At 69.3% G+C, this 22190-nt stretch carries 18 protein-coding genes and 1 riboswitch; of the genes, 8 read left to right on the top strand and 10 right to left on the bottom strand.

Annotation, left to right across the window (positions count from 1 at the left end):
* Positions 1 to 52 precede the first annotated feature (52 nt).
* The 3 genes from ET475_RS07745 to recQ form a co-directional block, all read right to left on the bottom strand.
* Positions 53 to 1318, bottom strand: coding sequence for a glycoside hydrolase family 3 C-terminal domain-containing protein (locus tag ET475_RS07745; RefSeq protein ID WP_277985772.1), 1266 nt, complete (start codon positions 1316 to 1318; stop codon positions 53 to 55).
* A 33-nt stretch (positions 1319 to 1351) separates the two neighbouring features.
* Positions 1352 to 2548 (bottom strand): glycoside hydrolase family 3 protein, encoded by a 1197-nt coding sequence (locus tag ET475_RS07740; RefSeq protein ID WP_129388178.1) that lies wholly within the window; start codon positions 2546 to 2548, stop codon positions 1352 to 1354.
* A gap of 309 nt (positions 2549 to 2857) precedes the next feature.
* The gene (gene recQ / locus ET475_RS07735; RefSeq protein WP_129388175.1) at positions 2858 to 4849 is read right to left on the bottom strand and encodes a DNA helicase RecQ; all 1992 of its coding nucleotides are present in this window, start codon (positions 4847 to 4849) and stop codon (positions 2858 to 2860) included.
* Positions 4850 to 4936: 87 nt separating this feature from the next.
* Here recQ and ET475_RS07730 point away from each other — a divergent pair, with 87 nt between their 5' ends.
* Positions 4937 to 5215: a hypothetical protein gene (locus tag ET475_RS07730; RefSeq protein WP_129388172.1), complete on the top strand. Its 279-nt coding sequence runs from the start codon at positions 4937 to 4939 to the stop codon at positions 5213 to 5215.
* A gap of 30 nt (positions 5216 to 5245) precedes the next feature.
* Positions 5246 to 5650, top strand: a complete 405-nt coding sequence (locus tag ET475_RS07725) for a VOC family protein (RefSeq protein WP_129388169.1) — start codon at positions 5246 to 5248, stop codon at positions 5648 to 5650.
* Here ET475_RS07725 and ET475_RS07720 read toward each other — a convergent pair.
* The gene (locus ET475_RS07720; protein WP_129388166.1) at positions 5639 to 6367 is read right to left on the bottom strand and encodes a hypothetical protein; all 729 of its coding nucleotides are present in this window, start codon (positions 6365 to 6367) and stop codon (positions 5639 to 5641) included. The two genes, ET475_RS07725 and ET475_RS07720, sit on opposite strands and share 12 nt — an antisense overlap.
* 535 nt (positions 6368 to 6902) lie before the next feature.
* Here ET475_RS07720 and ET475_RS07715 point away from each other — a divergent pair.
* On the top strand, positions 6903 to 7424 hold the full coding sequence (locus ET475_RS07715) for a DUF4262 domain-containing protein (RefSeq protein WP_129388164.1): 522 nt from the start codon (positions 6903 to 6905) through the stop codon (positions 7422 to 7424).
* 13 nt (positions 7425 to 7437) lie between these two features.
* Here the strand turns inward: ET475_RS07715 and ET475_RS07710 are convergent, their stop codons facing one another.
* Positions 7438 to 9930 (bottom strand): DEAD/DEAH box helicase, encoded by a 2493-nt coding sequence (locus ET475_RS07710; protein ID WP_207205438.1) that lies wholly within the window; start codon positions 9928 to 9930, stop codon positions 7438 to 7440.
* A gap of 246 nt (positions 9931 to 10176) precedes the next feature.
* Positions 10177 to 10256, top strand: a riboswitch (ZMP/ZTP riboswitch).
* A gap of 23 nt (positions 10257 to 10279) precedes the next feature.
* Between ET475_RS07710 and ET475_RS07705 the strand changes: the two genes are divergently transcribed.
* The 3 genes from ET475_RS07705 (at position 10280) to ET475_RS07695 (ending at position 12061) form a co-directional block, all read left to right on the top strand.
* Complete coding sequence (locus ET475_RS07705) at positions 10280 to 11395, top strand: 5-aminoimidazole-4-carboxamide ribonucleotide transformylase (protein ID WP_129393780.1); 1116 nt, start codon at positions 10280 to 10282, stop codon at positions 11393 to 11395.
* A gap of 62 nt (positions 11396 to 11457) precedes the next feature.
* Positions 11458 to 11754 (top strand): GNAT family N-acetyltransferase, encoded by a 297-nt coding sequence (locus tag ET475_RS07700; RefSeq protein ID WP_129388160.1) that lies wholly within the window; start codon positions 11458 to 11460, stop codon positions 11752 to 11754.
* Entirely contained in the window at positions 11747 to 12061 is a 315-nt protein-coding gene (locus ET475_RS07695) for a GNAT family N-acetyltransferase (RefSeq protein ID WP_129388158.1), read from the top strand. Before ET475_RS07700 ends, ET475_RS07695 begins: the two co-directional genes overlap by 8 nt.
* A gap of 491 nt (positions 12062 to 12552) precedes the next feature.
* Here ET475_RS07695 and ET475_RS07690 read toward each other — a convergent pair whose 3' ends face one another.
* The 3 genes from ET475_RS07690 to ET475_RS07680 all read right to left on the bottom strand — a co-directional run bounded on the left by ET475_RS07690 (position 12553) and on the right by ET475_RS07680 (position 17128).
* Positions 12553 to 12747, bottom strand: coding sequence for a hypothetical protein (locus tag ET475_RS07690; protein WP_129388155.1), 195 nt, complete (start codon positions 12745 to 12747; stop codon positions 12553 to 12555).
* A 258-nt stretch (positions 12748 to 13005) separates the two neighbouring features.
* Positions 13006 to 15669, bottom strand: coding sequence for a LuxR C-terminal-related transcriptional regulator (locus ET475_RS07685; protein WP_129388152.1), 2664 nt, complete (start codon positions 15667 to 15669; stop codon positions 13006 to 13008).
* Positions 15670 to 15745: 76 nt separating this feature from the next.
* Positions 15746 to 17128, bottom strand: a complete 1383-nt coding sequence (locus ET475_RS07680) for an FAD-dependent monooxygenase (protein ID WP_129388149.1) — start codon at positions 17126 to 17128, stop codon at positions 15746 to 15748.
* A 103-nt stretch (positions 17129 to 17231) separates the two neighbouring features.
* Between ET475_RS07680 and ET475_RS07675 the strand changes: the two genes are divergently transcribed.
* A complete protein-coding gene (locus ET475_RS07675; RefSeq protein WP_129388146.1) occupies positions 17232 to 17867 on the top strand; it encodes a TetR/AcrR family transcriptional regulator in 636 nt (211 codons plus the stop codon).
* Between the two features lie 513 nt (positions 17868 to 18380).
* On the opposite strand, the gene ET475_RS07670 is transcribed toward ET475_RS07675, so the two are convergent.
* Positions 18381 to 19544 carry an acyl-CoA dehydrogenase family protein gene (locus ET475_RS07670; RefSeq protein WP_129388143.1) on the bottom strand — a complete coding sequence of 388 codons (1164 nt, stop codon included), beginning with the start codon at positions 19542 to 19544 and terminating at the stop codon, positions 18381 to 18383.
* 154 nt (positions 19545 to 19698) lie between these two features.
* A complete protein-coding gene (locus tag ET475_RS07665; protein WP_242497802.1) occupies positions 19699 to 20955 on the bottom strand; it encodes a M15 family metallopeptidase in 1257 nt (418 codons plus the stop codon).
* A gap of 139 nt (positions 20956 to 21094) precedes the next feature.
* On the opposite strand from ET475_RS07665, the gene ET475_RS07660 reads away from it, so the two are divergent.
* Positions 21095 to 22141 (top strand): Rv2578c family radical SAM protein, encoded by a 1047-nt coding sequence (locus ET475_RS07660; protein WP_129388140.1) that lies wholly within the window; start codon positions 21095 to 21097, stop codon positions 22139 to 22141.
* Positions 22142 to 22190 lie beyond the last annotated feature (49 nt).

Raw genomic sequence — 22190 nt, 5'->3', positions numbered from 1 at the left:
CTGTCTTGCGGAGTCCGGGTGGGCGCGAGAGTGCCGCGCCCACCCGTCGCGACTAACCGGCCGCGGCGTAGTCCGCCGTCGATGTGTATGTCACGAGCTCACCGTCGACCGTTCCCGACACTGTCGCCGTCACGGTCCCTGACGGGATGGATGCCGATGTCGAGTTGATCGACACGCTCGCCTTCTTGCCGGGCTGCACAGCGGTGAACTTCTTGTCGCCGTACGGCGTGGACAGAACGACATCGAGCGGAATCTCACCGTTGTTGATAACCGTTGCTGTCACGTACGCCTTGCCGGCGAGAGTGCGGGTCGATGCCTCGGTCGCGATGTCGAACGGAGGACCACTGATGGTGAAACTGTCCTCGAGCGTGATGTTGTTTGACGCATTGCCGATGAGAACGGAGTATTCGCCCTCGACGATCTTCCAGCCGTCAGCATCCTCGTCCCACACCGACAGGGGGTGGTTGGATGCTGCGGGGTCGATCGTGACCGACACCCGCTTGCTCTCGCCGGGATTCAGCGTCACCTTATCAAAGCCGACCAGACGCTTGGGAGGCTGGTTCGCCTCGTCAGGCAGCCCGAGATAGACCTGTCCGACCTCAGCGCCACGCACCTCGCCCGTGTTCTTGACTGAGAACGACACCTCGACCGGCGCCGTGCCGTCGTTCGAACCCGGCGTCACCGTCACGTTCGAAAGCGCGAAGCTGGTGTACGACAGGCCGTATCCGAAGGCGAATGTGGGTGCGACATCGTTGGCGTCATACCAGCGATACCCCATCTCGAGGCCCTCGCTGTAGGTCGCGGTTAAGGGCAGCGGCCCTGAACCATCGGGGTCGATGCCGGGCCACTGCTCGACGGTTGCCGTGGCGCCCTCGCGCTCCTGCGTCGGGAACGTGATCGGAAGCTTGCCCGAAGGATTCTCGAGGCCGACCAGCAGGTTGCCCACGATGTTGCCGTCCTCCTGCGCCGGATACCATGCCTCCAGCACTGCGGGAACCTCGTCCAGCCAAGGAAGCAGCACGGGTCCACCGTTCTTGAGCACGACGACTGTGTTCGCGTTCGCTGCCGCGACGGCGGAGACGAGCGCATCCTGATCCACCCCATCGGTGTGCGGCAGTGCGAGATCGGAACGGTCCACTCCCTCGCGCGAGATGTCGCCGACCATGACGATCGCGACATCCGAGCGCGCGGCCAGCGCAGCGGCGGCTTCGATGTCGGAGGCATCGTTGTAGGTAACCTCGGCCAGCGAACCGACGGAGTCCAGCGCGTTGTTCAATCCCTCTTCGGGAGTGACCGTGTACGGCGCGGTGACGACGATCTCGTTCGATGGGCCCTGCGAGTTGAACTTTGCCTACCCTGCGAACGTCGGAGTACCGATGAGCGCGACCGAACTCAGACCGGAGTCGAGGGGAAGGGTGTGGCCGTCGTTCTTGAGTAGAACACTTCCCTGCTCGCCGATGGACCGAATCTTCTTGCCGTTGGCGTCATAGTCGATCGGGGTGAGCGAATTGATCGGGTCGTCGAATTGACCGAGCTCGAACATGACGGTGTATCGGCGGTCCAATGCCTGATCGATGTCTGCGACCTCAATGGTGCCGGCGTCGAGTGCTGCGGTAAGAAGTTGCGGCGTGAACCATCTCGGGCTCGCGAACTCCAAATCGAGCCCGGCGGTGAGTGCCGGCGCGGTGCTGTGCGTCGCGCCACGGTCTGACATGACGTATCCCTCGAAGCCGAGGTCGTCGCGCAGCCAGTCCGTGAGCAACTCTTCGCTCTCACACGCATAGACGCCGTTCAGATGGGGGTACGAGCACATCACCGAGGCCAGATTGGCCTCTTGGATCGTCATCTCGAACGGCAGAAGGTACAGCTCGTGCATGGTCTCGTCGTCGACGATGGTGTCCATCGTGTTCCGCCCGGTCTCCTGCTCGTTGGCCGCAAAGTGCTTCGCGACCGACTGCACACCCCAACTCTGCACGGCGTTGACCTGCGCAGTGGCCATGACACCGGCGAGATAGGGGTCCTCGCCGAAGTACTCGAAGTTTCGACCCGCATTGGCGACACGGCCGAGATTGATTCCCGGCGTCAGCAGCACGTTGTGAGCGCTTGCCCGTGTCTCTTCGCCGATGATGTCACCCCACGCTGTGGAGACATTCGGGTCAAACGACGAGGCGACGGTGAGCGCGCTTGTCAAGCCCGTCGACGTCGGCGCGACGGCGCAGTCACCGCCGCCGAACGGGCCGTTTGTCATCCGCAAGGTCGGGATCTGCAGCTCGGGGATTCCTTCGACATGACGGCCACCGCTGGAGAAATCGCAACCAGGGATGTTCGTGTTGGCAACCGGCTTCATCGCGATCTGCTGGAACTTCTGATCAAGACTCATCGCATCGATGAGCAGGTCCGCACGCGCATCAGCGGAAAGGGTCGTGTCCATCCATGGCAGCTCATCGTCCGCGGTGGCGGCAGTAGGCGCTATCAGCCCGACGGCGAGCATGGCCCCCATACCGACGTACATAGATCGACGAATGCCCTTGGGAATGCGTTGTCTCATATCCAACTTCTCCTTCGAACGGTGAATACGCAGGCAGTGCCCCGAACGGCCGCCTCGTGCTCCTATTGATTCGGCAGCGCGACACCACGGTCAAGGCGTTGCCGGTTGTTGCTGCGCCGGCGAACTCGAGCGCCGTTATGTGTGTCATGCCGCCGCTTACGCGGAACTCCAACGCCAATACGGCGCGCGGCGGGACAATCCCGCCATATCCCGCGAGGGCGCTCTGCCGCAGTCTCCGTGAGACGAGACAACCGAAGGCAACCTGACTGAGCCGCGCGTGGGCAAAGATGCGGCAGCAGCGAGCGCCCCTCAGCCCTGCGCGGCGATCACCTCGAGCACGCCCTCGCCGTAGGCCTCGCGCTTCTTCGCGCCGATGCCGGTGATGCCGTCGAGCTCATCGATCGACGCGGGCCGGTGCTCGGCGAGCGCGCGCAGCGTCGCGTCGTTGAAGACCACGTAGGCCGGCACCCCCTGCTCGCGCGCGACACCGCCGCGCCAGGTGCGCAGCGCTTCGAAGAGGTCTTGGTCGCCCGGGGCCACGGCCTCCGACGCCTTGCGCGCCTGCCCGCTCGACCGCGACCCGCCGCGCCCGAGCACATCGCGCCGCAACGGCACATCGGTATCGCCGCGCAGCACACCGCCCGCGGCCTCGCCGAGGGCGAGAGTGCCATACTCCCCCGTCGCCACGAGGATGCCGCGCGCGAGCAGCTGCCGCACGACGCTGCGCCAGTCCTGGTCGCTCAGGTCGGCGCCGATGCCGTAGGTGGCGAGCTTGTCGTGGCCGAATCGCACGATGCGTTCGGTCGAGGCCCCGCGCAGGATGTCGATGAGGTGCCCGGCCCCATACGCCTGCCCGCGCTCGCGCTGCAGGCGCACGATGGTCGACAGCAGCTTCTGCGCCGGCACGAGTCCGTCCCAGGTCTCGGGCGCCTGCAGGCACGTGTCGCAGTTGCCGCACGGCTCGGATGCCTGTCCGAAATATCCGAGCAGGTTCTGGCGGCGGCATCCCACCGTCTCACACAGGGCGAGCATGGCGTCGAGGTGCTGACCCAGCCGGGTTTTGAACGTGCGGTCACCCTCGGAAGCGTCGATGAGGCGGCGCTGCTGGACGACATCGCCCAGGCCGTAGGCCATCCACGCGACGCTCGGCTCGCCGTCGCGGCCGGCGCGGCCGGTCTCTTGGTAGTAGCCCTCGACCGACTTGGGCAGGTCGATGTGTGCCACGAAGCGCACATCGGGCTTGTCGATGCCCATGCCGAACGCGATCGTGGCGACCATGACGACGCCGTCGTCGCGCAGGAACCGCGACTGGTGCCGCGCCCGGACCGCGGCATCCAGCCCCGCGTGGTACGCGAGTGCGTCGATGCCCTGTCCGCGCAGATACTCCGCCGTCGCGTCGACGCTCTTGCGGCTCAGGGCATAGACGATGCCGGCCGACCCCTCGGGCATCGTGCGGATGAACTGCACCAGCTGCCGGCGTGCGTCGACCTTCGGCTCGATGCGGTACTGGATGTTGGGCCGGTCGAAACTGGCCACGAAATGCTTGGCCTCGGGCAGGTGCAGGCGCTCGGTCAGCTCACGATGCGTCTCGCGGGTCGCCGTCGCCGTCAGCGCCATGCGCGGCACGCCGGGGAATCGCTCACCCAGGTCGCCGAGGGCGAGATAGTCGGGGCGGAAATCGTGGCCCCACTGCGACACACAGTGCGCCTCGTCGATCGCTATCACGCTGAGCCGCCCGCGCTGCAGCAGCGCCGTCGTCTGGGACAGGTTCAGTCGTTCGGGCGCGACGTAGAGCAGGTCGAGCTCACCGGAGAGGTAGGCACGCTCGACGTCGGCGCGCTCGGGCGAGGTCTGCGTCGAGTTCAGGAAGGCGGCCCGCACGCCGTTCGCGATGAGGGCCTCGACCTGGTCGTGCATGAGCGCGATGAGGGGACTCACGACGAGGCCGGTGCCTTCGCGCACGAGCGCGGGCACCTGGTAGGTGACCGACTTGCCGCCGCCGGTGGGCATGAGCACGACGGCGTCGCCGCCGCCTACGACCTGCTCGACGATCGCCGCCTGCTCGCCGCGGAACGCGTCGTACCCGTACACCTCGTGCAGCACCGTGAGCGGGTCGGCGCCTGCTCCCGGGCGGCCGGAAGATTCGGTCCTTAAGCGAGCGAAGCGAGACGAAACGCCCTCGGGCGCGTCGTCAGGCTGCGCCATCCACTCGTCGTCCTCCGGCGGTGCCCACTCATCGGGCGGCACGTCGTCGGGCACCCACGTCGCGTCTGCGTAGGGATCACCGGCGGGAGTACTCACTCGTCCAGGCTAGCCGCGACCGACGACACGACCGCTCTGCTGCCCACAGGCCGCAGATCCGACTCTCGGCGGTGGCACGATCGGAACATGCCGGACGACTTCCTCATGCGCATCCACAGCCCCGAGTTCACAGCGATGTCGGAGCGGGTCCTGGAGGTCACCGCGCTCGCCTCGCGCTTGAACGTCATGCCGTTCGACGACGAGGTGGGAAAGGCCCGGCTGTTCGCGCAGATCCTCGGCCGAGCGCTGCCGGGAGTGACGATCGGGCGGGATTCGGTTATCGCCGCCGGTGCGATCGTCGCCGAGGACGTTCCGGCGCGCACGCTGGTCGCCGGCACCAAGGCCGGCATCCGCCGCACCTGGTGAGTGTCAGGACCTGCTCCTAGACTCGCCGGCATGCTCATCTTCGATCACCTCGGGCTCTCCGTCGCCGACATCGATCGTGCACGCGAGCAGTTCGATCCCGTGATGCGGGCGCTCGGCTTCGACCGACACGACCGCGAGAACGACACGAGCTGGCAGCGCGACGGCGAGCCCGAGTTCATCCTGCTGCCCGCCCGCGAGCCCGACAGCGGCCCGCACGTGCACGGCCGCGTCGGCTGGCAGCATCTGGCCTTCGAGGTCGGCTCCCGCGCCGAGGTCGACCGGCTGCACGACATCGCGACCGGTGCCGGGTGGACAGTGGTGCGCGATCCGAAGCTGTACCCGCGATTCACCGACCGCTACTACGCGTCCTTCGTCGAAGACGACAACGGCATCCGCATCGAGTTCATGAACAACCCGCCGCGCTCAGACCAGTAGCCGGCGCTCGAGCCGCAGTCCGCGATACCGCGACCGGTGGATCACCTCACGGACCGGCAGCACCTGGGCCGGCGACATCCACCCCTGCGACGCCTTGTTAAGCGCCCACCCGTCACCGAGAGTCACGGCGGCATGCGCTGGCGTGCCGTCGGTCGTCCGCCAGATCAGCACGGTGCCCGGCTGATCGTCCCGACCTCCGGGGCGAGTGGATGCCGCGGCCCACGCGTCGAACGGTTCGATCTGCATCCACTCCCCGGCCGCGCCGGTGACACCGGCGGCCTCCATCACCGTGCCGAAGCAGTTCGGCCCGCTGCCGGCCGGAAACGTGCCCGCCAGCTCACGTGCGCCGGGTATCGGCCATGACCGCACCTCGGTGTGGCGACTGGGAGTCCGGCCACGCTCGACGTACCGAATCGTCCGCCCGGTGTCGGCCGCGGCATCCCGCGTCGGCCAACGATGCACACGCGCGCGACGGACCCCTGCCGGCAACGTCCGCGCCTGTCTGCGGTCGAAGAGAACGATCGCGTCGTCGCGCGTGACGCCGTAGAGCTCGAACGCGTCAGCGACCTCGAGGGAGAGCTCCGCGCGCTGATCGACGAGCCCGCGTTCTCGGGCCACCGAAGCCGGCACGACGAACGGCTGCTGCTCGGGCATGAGCCACGAACGCCACCGGGCCACGAGAGCACCGTCGACGTCGATGCCGAGCACTTTCACCACGGCGTGAGCCTATCGAGCCCGCACCCGCGCCGAGACCGGGGAACCGCGCCGAGACCGGGGAATCGCGCCGAGACCGGGGATTCGCGCCGAGACAGAGGGCATAGCCCCTTGTCTCGACGGAGATCCCTTGTTTCGGCGAGCCGGGCGTCGTCATCGCCCCGGGGCTCAGCTGAGCCTGCAGGATCGGGTGGCCGGGCGGTCTCGGGTGACAATGCGGGATGCCGCGGCGCGATACGAGATGCCGCGGCCCGATGCCCGTCGCGTCATCCGGGGGCACGTTCCGGTGGGCCGCCTGGACTTCCCTGCGCGCACTCACCATCTGAACCGCCAGGCGAATCAGATGGTGAGTGGCGACGCGGCACCGCACCATCATGCCGTGCAGCGACGAGTCATCCGTGGGAGCGGCCGTGCCACATCGGTACGCACGATGCCGGGCCGACGTCGTGCCTGTGGATAACTGCGCGGCGGTGTCCGAGCCGCGCACTACCGTTCTCAGCACGTGCCCTCGACACATCCCTATGAGAGGAACGGCTCCATGTCCACCATCCCCACTCCCGCCGAGCGCGCCTGGCTCGATCAAGACGACGCGCACGTCGCCGACACTATCCGGCGCCACGGCGTCTGTCTGCAACTGATCGGCATCGGCGCTTGTGCCGTTCCCGGCTGTCCGTGCACGACAGAGTCCAAGATGCCGTTCGGCTATACGATCGGGCTGTTCGGCATCGCGCATCCGGAACTGGTCGTCGTCGGCCTCGGGATGCCCACCGTCTCGTCCGTGCTCAATTCCGCCGCGCGGCTCGTGCTCGACGGAGCTCGCCTCACCCCGGGCGAGACTCTCGAGCTTCCCTGCTGGGACCGGCAGATCGTCATCGAGCAAGTGCCGAACCCCGGCTACATCGCCTTCGGCGCGAACCGCCACTATCAGCGCCCTGCAGAGGCGTCGGTGCCCCTGCTGCAGTTGACCTACACCGATCCGCGCGGCCGTTACCCGTGGGACCGCCTGTATGCCGGGGCCCGCCGCCGTCAGCCGCGGCCGGGCGAGTGGGATGCCCGCTGAGAGGCATCCGTGGCTACAGCCGCACGACCTCGACGACCCGCACGACGGCGGCTCCGGCATCCACCGATGCCTCCAGATCGACTGTGGCACGGATGCGCCAATCGTGGTCGCCGGCGGGATCGTCGATCGTCTGCTCGACCCGCCACTCGGTCGCACTCTCGTCGATCGCGCACAGCCGCGGCGAGCGCGCGGATCCGCCCGTCAGAATCTCGTCGTTCTCGGCGAAATACGCGTCGAGCACGCCGGGCCACCCGGCATCCGGGTCCAAGGCCACGAGCTCGTCATCACGCTGCAGCGCGGCCAGTTGCACCCGCCGGAACAGCTCGTTGCGCACGAGCACCGTGAACGCGCGATGGTTGGCCACAACCGAGGGCGGCGCGGGCGGCACCACGGGCTCGTCGGAGGCCGCGAGCGGGTGCACGAGCTGCTCCCACTCATCGACCAGGCTCGAGTCGACCTGCCGCACGAGCTCGCCGAGCCACTCGATGACGTCGAGCAGCTCCGAGGTGCGGGCCTCGAGCGGCACGGTCTGCCGGATCGCTCGGTAGGCATCAGAGAGGTACCGCAGCACGAGGCCCTCGCTGCGGGCCAACTGGTAGAACGAGACGAACTCAGAGAATGACATGGCCCGCTCGAACATGTCGCGCACCACCGACTTGGGCGACAGCTCGAAGTCGCGCACCCACGGTTGGCTCGACGCGAACACCTCGAACGACTGACGCAGCAGCTCGTCCAGCGGCTTCGGGTAGCTGACCTCTTCGAGCGCGTCCATACGCGCCTCGTACTCGAGACCGTCGGCCTTCATGGCAGCAACGGCCTCGCCGCGTGCCTTATGCTCCTGCTGCGCCAGGATCGCCCGCGGGTCATCCAGCGTCGCCTCGATGACGCTCACCACATCGAGCGCGTAGTGGCCGCTGCCCGCAGCATCCACCCCATCGTCGGGATCGAGCAGCTCGATGGCGGCCAGCGCGAACGGCGACAATGGCTGGTTCAGGGCGAAGTTCGGCTGCAGATCGACGGTGAGGTGGATGCTGCCGCCTGAGACCTCGACGATTCCCGCGTCGCGCAGCGTGCGGAAGATCGCCAGCGCCCGGCGCGCGAGCGCGAACTGCTGCGCGCGCGTCTGATGATTGTTGAACACGAGCGATCTCACGTTCGCGAACGCATCGCCGCCGCGCGCGATGATGTTTATCAGCATGGCCGCCGACAACTGCAGCTGCGGCACGAGCGCCTCGGGCGCGGCATCCACCAGTCGTTCGAACGATCCCTTGCCCCAGTTCACCGCCCCGGTCGGCGCCTTCTTACGCACGATCTTCTTGCGCTTGGCGGGGTTGTCGGCGGCCTTCGCGAGTGCCGCGGCGTTCTCGATCTCCCACTCCGGCGCCATGACCACGACGTTTCCGTACGGGTCGTAGCCGGCGCGCCCGGCCCGGCCGGCGACCTGATGGAACTCGCGGGCGGTCAGCTGCCGCATCCGGGTGCCGTCGAACTTGGCGAGCTCGGTGACCACGACCGTGCGGATCGGCACGTTGATGCCCACGCCGAGGGTGTCGGTGCCGCAGATGACGCGCAGAAGTCCGCGCTGGGCGAGCGTTTCGACGAGCCGTCGGTACCGCGGCAGCATACCGGCGTGGTGGATGCCGATGCCCGCCCGGATCATGCGCGACAGCGTCTTGCCGAACCCGGTCGAGAAGCGAAAGTCGCCGAGGGCCTCGGCGATGGCGTCGCGCTGCTCGCGCGTGGCGATCTTCATGCTCGACAGCGCCTGCGCACGCTCGACGGCGGCCGCCTGCGAGAAGTGCACGATATAGACCGGCACCTCGCCGTCTTTCAGCAGCAGCTCGAGCACTTCGTGCACGGGGCGGATCTCGTACGAGAAGTGCAGCGGCACCGGGCGCTCGACGCCCGTGACCTGTGCGACCGGTCGCCCGGTGCGGCGCTCAAGGTCTTCAGCGAGCGCCGTCACATCGCCGAGCGTCGCCGACATCAGCAGGAACTGTGCGCCAGGCATCAGCAGCAGGGGAACCTGCCACGCCCACCCGCGGTCAGGGTCGCCGTAGAAGTGGAACTCGTCCATCACGACCTGGTCGACCGGTGTGGTCGCGCCGTGCCGCAGCGCCATGTTCGCGAGGATCTCGGCCGTGCAGCACACAATCGGCGCGTCGGGGTTGACCGACGAATCGCCGGTGACCATGCCGACGTTCTCGGCGCCGAAGATCTCGACCAGCGCGAAGAACTTCTCGCTGACCAGCGCCTTGATCGGCGCGGTGTAGAAGGTGCGGCGACCGGATGCCGCGGCCGCCGCATGCGCGGCGATGGCCACGAGCGACTTGCCGGTTCCGGTCGGCGTTGACAGGATGACATGCGAGCCCGACACCAGCTCGATGACGGCCTCGTCCTGCGCCGGGTAGAGGGTGAGCCCACGCTCACCCGCCCAGGCGACGAACCCGTCGTAGACGGCGTCGGCATCGGCGCCGCGCACGCGGTCGAGTAACGAGGGGTTCACCCCTCGAGTCTGCCAGGCGGGCGCGGCTCGTCCGGCAGCTCCAGCTGATCGCGCGGCGGCCCGGGGGCTCGCAGCAGCCCAGGTGATCGCGCTAGGGCGTTCAGAACTCAGCCGATTTCGTCGCAGCGCACATTGCCGCCCGCATGATTCCGGGGGTGCGGATGCCGCGACCGCACGGATGGGCTGACTTTTGAACCGCCGCGCGCCGAGACCGACTGTCTCAGGGCCGCTCTCGGTCGCGGAGTACCCTGTAATCGCGACTGGCGTGGCCGGATTCACCGGCAGGGAGCGCAGCAAGACCGGCATCGCCCGCCTGGGTGCCCATCGAAACCTGATCGGGAGTACGCCCATGCGCTATGGAATGAATCCGCACCAGGCAGCCGAGGTGACCGGCGGCCCGGCCGTGCGAAACGGTGCGCCGTCGATGATCAACTACCTCGACGCCCTCAACGCCTACGCCCTGGTGCGCCAGGCCGATGCCCTCACGGGTCGGCCGGCTGCGGCATCCTTCAAGCACGTCTCGCCCGCCGGCGCGGCCGTTGCCGGCCCGGTCGACGACACGGCGCGCGAGACCTGGGGTCTTCAGGCGGCCGACGGTCTGCTCTCCGCATACGTGCGGGCACGGGATGCTGACCCCAAATCGTCGTTCGGAGACGTGATAGCCCTCTCCCGCGCGGTCGACGCAGCCACCGCCGAGTTCCTGCGCACGATGATCTGCGACGCCGTCATCGCGCCGGGCTTCGATGAGGGCACGCTCGAGGTGCTCTCAGCCAAGCGCGGCGGAGCCTTTCTCGTGTTCGAGGCCGACCCGGCAGCCGAGCCGCCGGCCCGTGAGCGCCGCGATGTGCTGGGCGCGACGCTGATTCAGGACCGGGATGCCGCGGACCTGGCCGCCGTCCTGCCCACAGGGCTCGACCAGCGCGTGCGCGAAGACGCCCTGGTCGGTATGGCAGCGGCTCGCTACACGCAGTCGAACTCGGTCGTCTTCGTCAAGGACGGCGCCGCGATCGGCATCGGCGCCGGCCAGCAGAACCGCGTCGACTGCGTGCGGCTGGCCGGCTCCAAGGCGCGCGTATGGTGGTTGCGCCGGCACCCGCTGGTGCGCGATCTGCCCGTGGTCGAAGGCATGAAGCGGCAGGACCGGCTGAACTGGCAGATCCGGTTCGCGGGGCACGAGATGACCCGTCTGCAGCTCGACGAGTTCGGCCGACTGTTCGGCGACGAGTCACGCGTGGCGTACGACGAACCGCTGTGGCGCGACACGTGGACGCGCGAGCTGACCGGGGTCACGATGGTCTCGGACGGCTTCCTGCCCTTCCGCGACAACGTCGACCATGCCGCTGAGTTCGGAGTCACCACGATCGTCGAGCCGGGCGGGTCGACCCGCGCCGACGAGGTCGAGGCCGCTGCCCGCGAGCTCGGCATCGACCGCGTGCAGACCGGGCTGCGGCTGTTCCACCACTGAGCCGCTCGCGGAACACTGCGCCCGCCCCGTACGTTGGGGGTGACGACGAGAGGAATCCGCACATGGCAGAAACGACCGTCGAGCGCGACGACGAGAACGACCGGTACACGCTGTCGGTGGACGGCGAATTGGCTGGCTTCACCGAAATCCATCCCGACGGCGATGGGCGGCTGCGCCTGCCGCACACGGTGATCATCCCGTCGTATCGCGGGCAGGGCCTAGCCGGCGCACTCGTTGCGGGTGCGCTCGCCGACATCTCCGCGCGCGGCGAGACCGTCGTTCCGCTGTGCCCGGTCGCGCAGAAGTACCTCCGCGAGAACGATGTCGACGGCCTCCAGGTGGACTGGCCCGATGCCTGAGCCACAGCTGACCGTCCGCCGCAACGACGAGCGCAGCCGCTACGAGATCGACGTCGACGGCGTGCTCGGTGGCTACGCCGATTTCGAGCAGGTCTCCCCGGGACTCGTGCGCTTTCCCGAGACGGTCATCGACCCGGCGTTCCGCGAGAAGGGCGTTGGCACCCTGCTCGTCGATGAGGCGTTGCGGGATGCCGCGGCCCGCGGTCAGACCGTCATTCCGCTGTGTCCCTTCGTGCGGCATTTCCTGCGTGAACACGAGGTGCCGGGCCTGAACGTGCAGTGGCCGCCCGCGGTAGGCGAGGCCTGACCGGCTCGCGGGCGGCCTGCCGCGGCATCCCGTTCCGTTCGCAGGATGATCTGTCCGGAACCTGCCAACACGCCGGGCGACACGCCCGGGATCACCAAACCATCCTGCGAACCGAACACCCCGCCCGAGGTGGGCGAGGGGCGCCACAGGCGCGCGCCGAATCGAGCCCTCGCGGGCGGCCTGCCGCGGCATCCCGTTCCGTTCGCAGGATGATCTGCCCGGAACCTGCCAACACGCCGGGCGACACGCCCGGGAACACCAAACCATCCTGCGAACCGAACACCCCGCCCGAGGTGGGCGAGGGGTGCCGCAGACGCGCGCCGAATCGAGCCCTCGCGGGCGGCCTGCCGCGGCATCCCGTTCCGTTCGCAGGATGATCTGTCCGGAACCTGCCAACACGCCGGGCGACACGCCCGGGATCACCAAACCATCCTGCGAACCGAACACGCCGCCCGCGGTGGGCGGGAGGGACGCCGCACCTGCACCGCGGCTCACGCCTCGCGGCGCAGCGCGTCGAGCTTGGCCTGCGCGATGCTGAGGGTGACCGGCACCGCTTGCATCGGGATGCCCAGCGCCACCGCGATCGTCGTGTCGGGGTGTCCGGAGCGGCGCAGCCGCAGTGCGACCGCCGATGCGTCGGGAAGCTCGGCGATCAGCGCCAAGTCCCCCGCTGTCTGTGCGAGCACGGGGCTCGACGATGCGGTGTCGGCGGATTCCCCCGCGCTCCGCGTGCCACTCGAGTCGCGTCGTCGGTCCCGGCCCGTCCCCTCCGCGGAGCCGCGAGGGTGGGCGCTGGCATCGAAGACCGACATCGCGTTCCTTCCGGTTCCGCCGGCGCGGCCCCAATTCCCCACTCGGAGACCGCCGCTGTGATCACTCACGGTAGACCGGCACGGCACCGGGTGCCTCAGTAGTCGACTACTGGTTTTTCTGTGCCTGGCGGCTCAGTGCCGCAGGGCTGCCGCCAGCTCCTCGCGACGCTGCACCCCGAGCTTGCCGAAGGCCTGGTACAAGTGCGACTCGACCGTGCGCACCGACACCACCAGGCGCTCGGCGATCGCCGCGTTGCTGAGCCCGTCGGCAGCGAGCATCGCGACATCGCGTTCACGTCGGCTGAGCTCTGCCCCGGCCCCGGCCCCGGTCCCGGCCCCGGCCACATTCGGCGCCCCGTGCGGTAAACCGCACTGCGCCGCCAGGCGCGTCGCCCGCGCGCGCTGCCGCCGGGCTGCGGCATCCCGCCCCTGCTCGGCCAGCAGTCGAGCGGCCTCACCGGCGGCATCCATCGCCTCGAGCCGCATGCCGCGCTCTTCGAATCGATCTCCCGCCCGGGCCACCACCCCCGCATCCACCGTCGCGCGGCCCACGACGACATCGGCCAGCAGCGCAACGAGGTCAGACTCGACGTCAGCGGCGAGCTCGGCCATCGCCGGTGCGAGGCGAGCGGCGTCGGCGCCCAGGCGCACCGCGGCGTGCAGCAACTGCGCGCGGTACACCCCGAACTCGGCCAGTTCCGGTCCCTCTGCGGCATCCATTGCGACGGTGGCGGCACCGCTGCGATCGCCGGTGGCCGCGCGCACGCGCACCTCGGCGAGGGCGAGGTCGTACCGCGACCGCGCCGGTACCGGGTCGCGGTGCAGGCGGCGACCTTCGGCGAGCGCCTCGATGGCCGCCTCCGTACGGCCGCCGAGGGCTTCGGCCTGCGCGAGGATGGTCAGTGCCCACGGCAGTGCGCCGTCGAGATCGGTGCGACGCAAGAGGTCGACGGCGTCGCGCATGCTCTCGGCGGCAAGCGCCAGCCGCCCCTGCAGCAGCTGCGCTTTGCCCGCCACAAGTGCCCCGAGCCCGACGGTCGTGTGCTCGTGCCCGGCCACGAGCATCCGATACATGTCCTCGGCGATGGCGGCGGCGCTGTCGGCGTGCCCCTCGAGCATCTGGCACATCAGCTCTTGCAGCCCCGCATAATCGCCCGCCCGCTGCGCTTCGGGAACCCCGGCATCGCGCAGACGATACAGCACCCGATGCGCGTCGCGCGCACTGCGGGTGAGCCCGCGCAGCGCTTCGGCTTCGCCGAGAGAGGATGCCGCGACCACTGCCGCATAGTCGGGCGGCGCGTGTTCGTCCAGCACCGAACGCGTGAGCGCGATGGCCTCGTCGAGTCGTCCGTCGTCGACGAGGATGTTGGCCCGCATCGATCTGGCCAGTCGGCAGTCGTCGGATGTCGCTGCCGGCGCCGATTCGGCGCGCACGAGCAGGCACTCCGCGTCGCCACTGCGGCCGAGGCCCTGGTGCACGGCGACGATGCTCGCGTCGAGCCATTCCCGTCGCAGTGCGGCCGAGCCGTGGGCGAGCACATCGCCTTCGGCGCGGGCCAGCTGGTCGGCGGCGTCGGCGAACCGCATCTGCCGGTTCCAGGCCCCGGCCAGGATGACCCGTGCCTCAGCGTCGGCACGCACGCCGCCATCGAGGGCGGCCTCGGCCAGTCCCGCCGCCCGGTCGACGTCGAATGCCGCGAGCGCCAGCCGCGCCGCCTGCAGCAGTTCATCGGCGGGCGGGGTCATTCCGGTCTGCAGGCGCCAGGTGGTGCGGCGCAGCAGGTCTTCTCCGGGAAAGAGCCGCTCGGCGGCGTCAACGACCGTCCGCAGCGCGGCACGGCTGGCCGCCCGCCCCTGCTCGGTCAGCAGCACGTCGCCGAACAGCGGATGCGCGAGCCGGCACGCGCCGTCGTCGAACCGGATGAGTCCCCATGCCTCCAGACGCGCCAAGGCGGCAGGGCCGGCGACGTCCTCGGCCAGCGACAGTGCGAGCGGCTCACCCACGGCCAGGCGCGTCAGCGCGATGCGATCGTCGGCCGACAGTCCGCCCAGGCGCCGACCCACGGCATCCACGAGCCTGTCGCCGACGACGACGGTGCCGTCCCACGTCCACACGCCGCCGCTCTCGCACAGGGCACCCGACGCTATGGCCGCGCGCACGAGCTCGCGCAGATAGAGGATGTTTCCGGCCGAGATCTCGGCGAGCCGGTGCACCGTGACAGCGGTGACGTGTCCGCCGAGGGCGGCGCACAGCAGAGTACCGGCTTCACGGATCGACAGCGGCTGCAGGTCGACGCGCACCGCCAGCCCGTCGGCCCACAGCGCGGTGATCGGATCGGGGACTTCGATGCCGCGGCGCGCCGTGACGATCACCGTGGCGGCCCCGGTCAGCGCCACGTGCAGCACGAGGGCAGCGCTGCCGGCGTCGAGCAGATGTGCATCGTCGACGACGAGCATCGGGCGCGGATCGCGCGGCAGCGCATGTGCCACCGCGCGATAGTGAGCTGCGGCATCCCCTTCCGGCACGACATCGGGGGTCAGATGCGCGACGGTGGCGTAGGGCGTCTGGCTCGTCGCACGCGTGCCGACGACCCGCAGCGTCGGGATGCCGCGCTCGCCCGCGACGGCGGCGACCTCTCGCGCGAGGCGCGTCTTTCCCACGCCGGGCGCCGCGACGATGACGGCGCCCGAGGGCGCGCCGGGCTCGCGCAGGCCCGCCTCGACCACGCTCGTGAGCATGTTCAGCTCGGCGTCGCGGGCGAGGAACGGCCACTCCCGTTCCGGGTCGTAGGCCACGCGCTCCCCTTTCGCATTCCCCGTCCCCGATGCTAGCGAGACGCACGTGGCTCGTGGGGTGGATGTCGGGACTCCCTCACCGCGCGACGCGGACGTCGCCGGCTGCAACGTCTGCCGTCAGCCCGACGGGCAGGGCCGGTCCCTCTGCTCCTGCGGCGAACATGCGCCGCACCAGCGGACGCAGCGGCCGCGACAGCATGAGCCCGGTCATCGCCCGCGACATCGCTGCGGCGGCACGGCTGGCCGGCACCATGCGAGCGATGCCGCCCCCGGGGATCTTCTTGCCGATCTCGGCGAAGGGCGCGATATCGGCGTCATATGCACGCAGGGCGGCGGCGACATTCCCCTCCGACCCGGTGATCCGCTCGGCGAGCAGGTATGCGCCGATCAGGGCTGTCGCGGTGCCCATGCCGGTCATGGGCGAGCCGCACGACGCCGCGTCGCCGAGCAGAACGACACGTCCCTTGACCACGCTCGGCATGTCGACGCGCAGCAGTTCATCGAAGTAGAAGTCGGATGCCGCATCCATCGCCGCGATCACCTCGGGCGCGTGCCACCCGGCATCGCGCAGCAAGCCGCTGATGAGCGCCTGCTGCCGGGCTCGGTCGCCGCGCAGCGCCGGATCACGGTCGACACGCAGCGTGAGCATCGCCTTGGCCGTGGCGGGATCGAGGTCGGGACGAATGCCGAGGGTCGCCCCCGGCACGAAACGCATCGCGAACCATCCCGGCTCGATGTCAGCGGGCGTGGGCATCGTGAAGAAGGCGGCGTATCCGCCCAGGCCGGTCACGAACTCCTCCTCGGGCCCGAAGGCGAGGCGCCGCGTCGCCGAGTGCACGCCGTCGGCCCCGACCACGACGCCAAAGCGTGCCGGTGCGCCGTGCTCGAACGTGACATCCACGCCGTGGGCGGCGTCGGCGTGGGCGTCGGCGTCGGCGTCGGCGGCGTTGGCGTTCGCGTTGGCGTTGGCGTCGGCGTCAGCGTGGGCGTCGGCGCCGTCGTGGGCGTCAGCGTCGGCGTCGGCGTCGGCGTCGGCGAGCGCGATGATCCTGTCGCCGAAGCGCAGGTCGAGCAGGCCGGGGGCGGCCGCGGCGGCCGCGGTCAGCTCGCCCCGCAGCACCTCGGCGAGGTCGCCCCGGGCGATCTCGATCTCGGCGACCGCTCCGTTGCCGTCGAACGACTCCATCGACATGCGGCCGAACACGCGACCGCGGCCATCGACATAGGCGAGCCCCTTCTCGTGCAGTCGGCGCGGCTCGATGCCGGCCATCAGGCCCATGCGCTCGGCCACCTCGCGGCTGGCGCCGCGCAGGTCGACGGCCTGCCCACCGGGACGTGGAGCCTGCGCGCGCTCGACGACCGTGGTGGGCACGCCGTGCCGGGTCAGCTGCAGCGCAAGGGCGAGGCCGGCGATGCCGGCGCCTGAGATGAGAACGCGGGGGCTGTCGTGCATGGTCATGAGATCCTCCGATGTAAGTGAGACGTTTGTCTCATACAGATGTCTAACAGAGGAATGAGACGTTTGTCTAGTACGAGCGTCTTAATCGTCCTAGACTCGAGGCATGGGAAACCGCGAAGACCTTCTCGCTGGCGCGCGTCAGGTGATCCTCGAGCACGGCGTGGCCAAGGCGACCGCTCGCGAGATCGCGAATGCGGCGGGGGTCAGCCTCGCCGCGATCGGCTATCACTTCGGCTCGAAAGAGCAGCTCATCACCGAGGCGCTCGTGCAATCGCTCGGCAGCGGCATCGGCGACGCGATGGAGGCGGTGGTCGCCGAGCACGCGTCTGCTCCGCTGCTGGAGGGTTTCGCGGCGCTGTGGAACCGCATGCCCGAGATCTTCGCCGCCAACCGCGAGGCTCTGTTGGCGAGCATGGAGAACGCGGTGCGGATGCTGCGCAGTGCGCAGCCCGAAAGCCACCTGGCCGCTGCGGCCGAGCATGGGCACGAAGGCATCGTCGCGCCGCTGCGCGCCGCGCGGCCAGGGATGAGCGCCGCCGATGCTGAAGCGGTCGCGAAGCTCGACTATGTGCTCGTGCAGAGTCTGGGCATACTGTGGCTGCTCAATCCCGACGTGCTGCCCAGCGGAGACGAGCTCGCCCGCGCAGTGGCCGTGATCGCCACCACGGGTGCTGCGCCGGGCGCGGCGTCGCCCGTGATCTGGGGCGCGGCGCCGGGCGCGGCGTCGCCCGCGATCTGAGCAGCGTCGCCCGCGATTTGGGGCACGGCGCCGGGCGCAGCGTCGCCCACGATTTGAGCAGCGTCGCCCACGATCTGGGGCGCCACGGCACGGCGGGCGCCCGCCGGCGTGATTCACCGTCTCAGTTGGTCGCATGCCCGCCGCGAAGCGACACTGTCGGCCGGCGAAGCGCGGGGGCGCGCTCGGTCGCCGTCCCACATCGCCGCTTCGACTTTCGGAAGAGACACTTTGGGACGGCAGCGGAATGCTCGCGTCGCCCCGGGCCGCCGGCGCTTTCACGCCCGCCCGCCGACTCCGTGTGACAGTGTCCCCGCGTTCGCTCACCATCTGAACCACCAGGCGGTTCAGACGGTGAGAGCGTGCGGCGAGGACACTCCGGGCCCGCGAAGAGGACACGGGCCCGCGAAGAGGACACTCCGGGCCCGCGAAGAGGCTACGCCGGGGCCCGCGAAGACGACGGATGCCGCGGCCCGCACGATGCGGGGCCGCGGCATCCATCACCGCACAGCGGTACTACTTGCGACCGGTCACCTGACGCGCGACGATCTCGCGCATGACCTCGTTCGTGCCGCCGTAGATACGGTGCACGCGCGCGTCGGTCCAGGCACGGGCGATGGGGTACTCGAGCATGTAGCCGTAGCCGCCGTGCAGCTGCACCCCCTGATCGAGCAGCTCCCACTCGCGCTCGGTCGCCCAGAACTTGACCTTGGCGGCCTCTTCGGGGGTGAGCTTGCGGTCCTTGTAGAGCAGCATCGCACGATCGACATAGGCCCACATGACGTCGACGGTCGTGGCCATGTCGGCCAGCGCGAAGCGCGTGTTCTGGAAGTCGGCGACCGGCTGCCCGAACGCGTCACGGCTCAGGGTGTAGTCGAGCGTCCACTTCAGCGCGGCCTCACCGGCCGCCGCCGCGGCGACGCCGATCGACAGACGCTCGAGCGGCAGGTTCATCATGAGCTGGATGAAGCCTTTGCCCTCGACGCCGCCGATGAGGTTCTCTTCGGGCACGAAGACGTCGGTGAAGCTGAGCTCGGCGGTGTCCCACCCGTGGAAGCCGACCTTGTTGAGCTTCTTGCCGTGATCGAAGCCCTCCATGCCGTTCTCGATGAGCACGAGGCTGAAGGCGTCGGGGCGATTGCCCTCGCCGGTCTTGACGAACGTGACGACGACATCGGCGGTCTTGCCGCTGGAGATGAACGTCTTCGCGCCGTTGACGAGGTAGCCGCCGTCGACCTTCTTGGCCGTCGTCTTGATGCCGCGCAGGTCGCTGCCCGCACCCGGCTCGGTCATCGCGAGGGCACCGAGCACCTCGCCGGTGGCCATCTTGGGCAGCCACTTCTGCTTCTGCTCGGGCGTGCCCATGTGCACGAGGTAGGGCACTGCCAGGTCGTCCTGGATGCCGAAGGCCCCGGCCAGTGACCCGTTGCCGGACTGGATGGTCTCCTCGAGCACAATCGAGCGGAAGCGATAGTCCTGCAGCATCCCGGCGCCGCCGAACTCCTCCGGCACAGAAAGGCCGATGATGCCGGACTCGCCTGCGGCGAGCATGGTTTCGCGGTCGATCTCGCCGTCCGCATCCCACTGCTCACGCTTCTCGTTCGTCGCGTAGCGCTTGAGGAACTCCTTCACGACATCGCGGAACGCCTCGTGGTCTTCCTCGTAGATCTCCCGGTCCATGACGGGCGGAACCTCTCTCTTCGTCGAGCACGCGGGTGCTTCACCGCGGCACCGCCGATCTTACGCGGCATCCAGTCTCACAACCTATGGCATTCAGTCCCGCCTACAACGAAAGGCCGGATGCCGCGCGCTGTGCGCACGGGTCTGCACAAGATCAGTCAGCGTAGTCGGGTGCTGCCGGCAGGCCGAAGAATTCCTCGAGCGTGTGATAGCCGCCCTGATGGTAGGCCTTCGCGAGGTCTGTGCCGATGTAGCGCAGGTGCCACGGCTCGGGCGAGTAACCGGTCACGTCGGTCTCGCCCTTCTCATAGCGCACCACCCAGCCGTACTCCCATGCGTGGGCGACGATCCAATCGCCCTGCGTCGTGCCGGCGATGTCGTCGAGGGTGCCGCAGGCGTCGCCGGTACAGGGCACGACATCGCCGGCGAGTCCGGTCTGATGCTCGCTGTACCCGGGACGGGCGCTGACAGCATCGGCACCACTCTGGCCGCGCTCGGACTTCTGCGTGCCGTAATTGCCCTGCTGCGTCGTGTACGAGCGGTACCCGCTGTTCAGCGCGATCTCGCCGGCGCCCGCGGCGCGGGCGGCTTTGCCGAGCGCAGCAAGGGCCCGAGCCGCGTCGGAGCGCAGGCCGCTGCCGTCGAGACTGCGCACGTCGGTCGGCTTCGAACGCGGCGAGGGTGCATAGTCGGCAGGCTCCAGCGGACGCAGCTTGTCGACGACGACCCACACGTGAGTCGGGTCTGACAGCGAAACGCAGGGCGCGCGCCCTTCGGTCACCGCGTCACGGAAGGCGTCCGCACCGCCGGCCACCCGGATGGCCGCGGCGTCGTCGCCGTCGTGCAGCGCGTCGGTGAAGGCGTCGGTCTCGCACAGCGACAGCGAGGCCAGGGTGACGCTGTCAGACGCCGGCGCCGACGAAGCGCCAGACGGCGCCGCCGATGAGGGCGCCGACGCGGCATCCGTCGCCTCCGGCGACACTCGAGACCCGGTGACGTCTGCGGTCAGCGTCGATTCGGCGAACGCGACACCGCCGTGCGGGGCGTTCGCGAGCGCGACCGCCGATCCCCCGCCGGCCAGCACGAGCAGCGCAGCGGCGGCCATACTCACGCGCGCAGCGAATCCGACGCGCGGTTTGCGCGCGTGCCGCGCATGAGCCGCTTCGGTGGTCAGCGGCCGCAGCACAGGGGTCAAGCCTCCCTCGGGCAGCGGCGGGGGCGGGGGCTTGAAGATGGGGGGATGCGTCGGCCCGTCGTGGTCGGGCGCGATGACCGGGATCGGAAGGGTGGCGACCTCGATGCTCGCGACGATCTCGGCGGTGGCCGCCTGGTCCTGCGCGGCGGGGTCGGTCATCTGGGCCCGCGCGCGCGCTTCACGAAGGGCACGCCGCGTCAGAGGGGCGTGCACCATCGGGGGACTGTGCGGGTCGGGGGCCGTCACCCGACCCATTCTGCCCCTTTCTGGGTAGGGAAATCGAGAGCGCTCCCAGGATTCGACTGTCAACGTCGTCATGCTTGACATATCATCGTACTTCTGTTCCCATAAGAAGATGCGGTGGCAGGGTCAGGAACTGGGCGTGGCGGATGTCGCGGCGCTGCCGGGAATGGAGCGGCTGAACGGCTTCGTCCGGTCGGTTTCCACACCCGAGTTCGCGGGGGTGACCTTTCACGAGGTGATGGCCAAGAGCGCACTGAACCACGTGCCGGGCTCATCGGCGATGCCGTTCGACTGGACGGTCAATCCCTACCGAGGCTGCAGTCATGCGTGCGCCTACTGCTTCGCCCGCGGCACACACGAGTATCTCGACCTCGACGCCGGTCACGACTTCGATTCGCAGGTGGTCGTCAAGCTCAACGTCGCCGAGGTGCTGCGCCACGAACTGGCCCGCGGATCGTGGGGCCGTGAGCCGGTCGCCCTGGGGACGAACACCGATCCGTACCAGCGCGCCGAGGGACGTTACCGCCTCATGCCCGAGATCATCGACGCACTCGCCGCCTCGCGCACGCCGTTCTCGATCCTCACCAAGGGCACGCTGCTGCGTCGCGACCTTCCTCTGCTGATGGATGCCGCCACCCGGGTGCCGGTCTCGCTGGCGATGTCGATAGCGGTGTTCGACGATGCCCTGCAGCACTCCGTCGAGCCGGGCACACCCACCGCGACGGCGCGTCTGCAGACTGTGCGCGCGGCCACCGACGCGGGCTTTTCCGTCACCGTCTTCCTCATGCCGGTCCTGCCGCATCTGACCGATTCCATCCCGATGCTCGACGACGCCCTCACCCGCATCAAGGCGGCCGGCGCGGTGCGGGTGGTCTTCGGCGCCCTACATCTGCGGCCGGGGGCGAAGGCGTGGTTCATGCAGTGGCTCGAGCGGGAGCATCCCGAACTCGTCTCGTCGTACCGCGGTCTGTATCCCGGCGTCTCGGCCTACGCGCCCAAGGGCTACCGCACCTGGCTCGGCAAGCGGGTGCGGCCACTGCTGCGCGCGCACGGGCTCGATGGAAGGCTGGAAGACGACCAGCCGCGGCGCGGTGTCACTGGGCCGGTCATCGCCACCTCGCGCGTGCGAGTGGATGCCGCATCCGACCGGCTGTTCTGAGGCATGACTGCTGCGCCCGCGGCGCGCAAAAAGCGGTGGCGAGTCGTGG

The sequence above is a fragment of the Microbacterium protaetiae genome, assembly GCF_004135285.1.
Classification (GTDB): Bacteria; Actinomycetota; Actinomycetes; order Actinomycetales; family Microbacteriaceae; genus Microbacterium; species Microbacterium protaetiae.
This window is presented reverse-complemented; position numbering and strand designations above follow the sequence as displayed.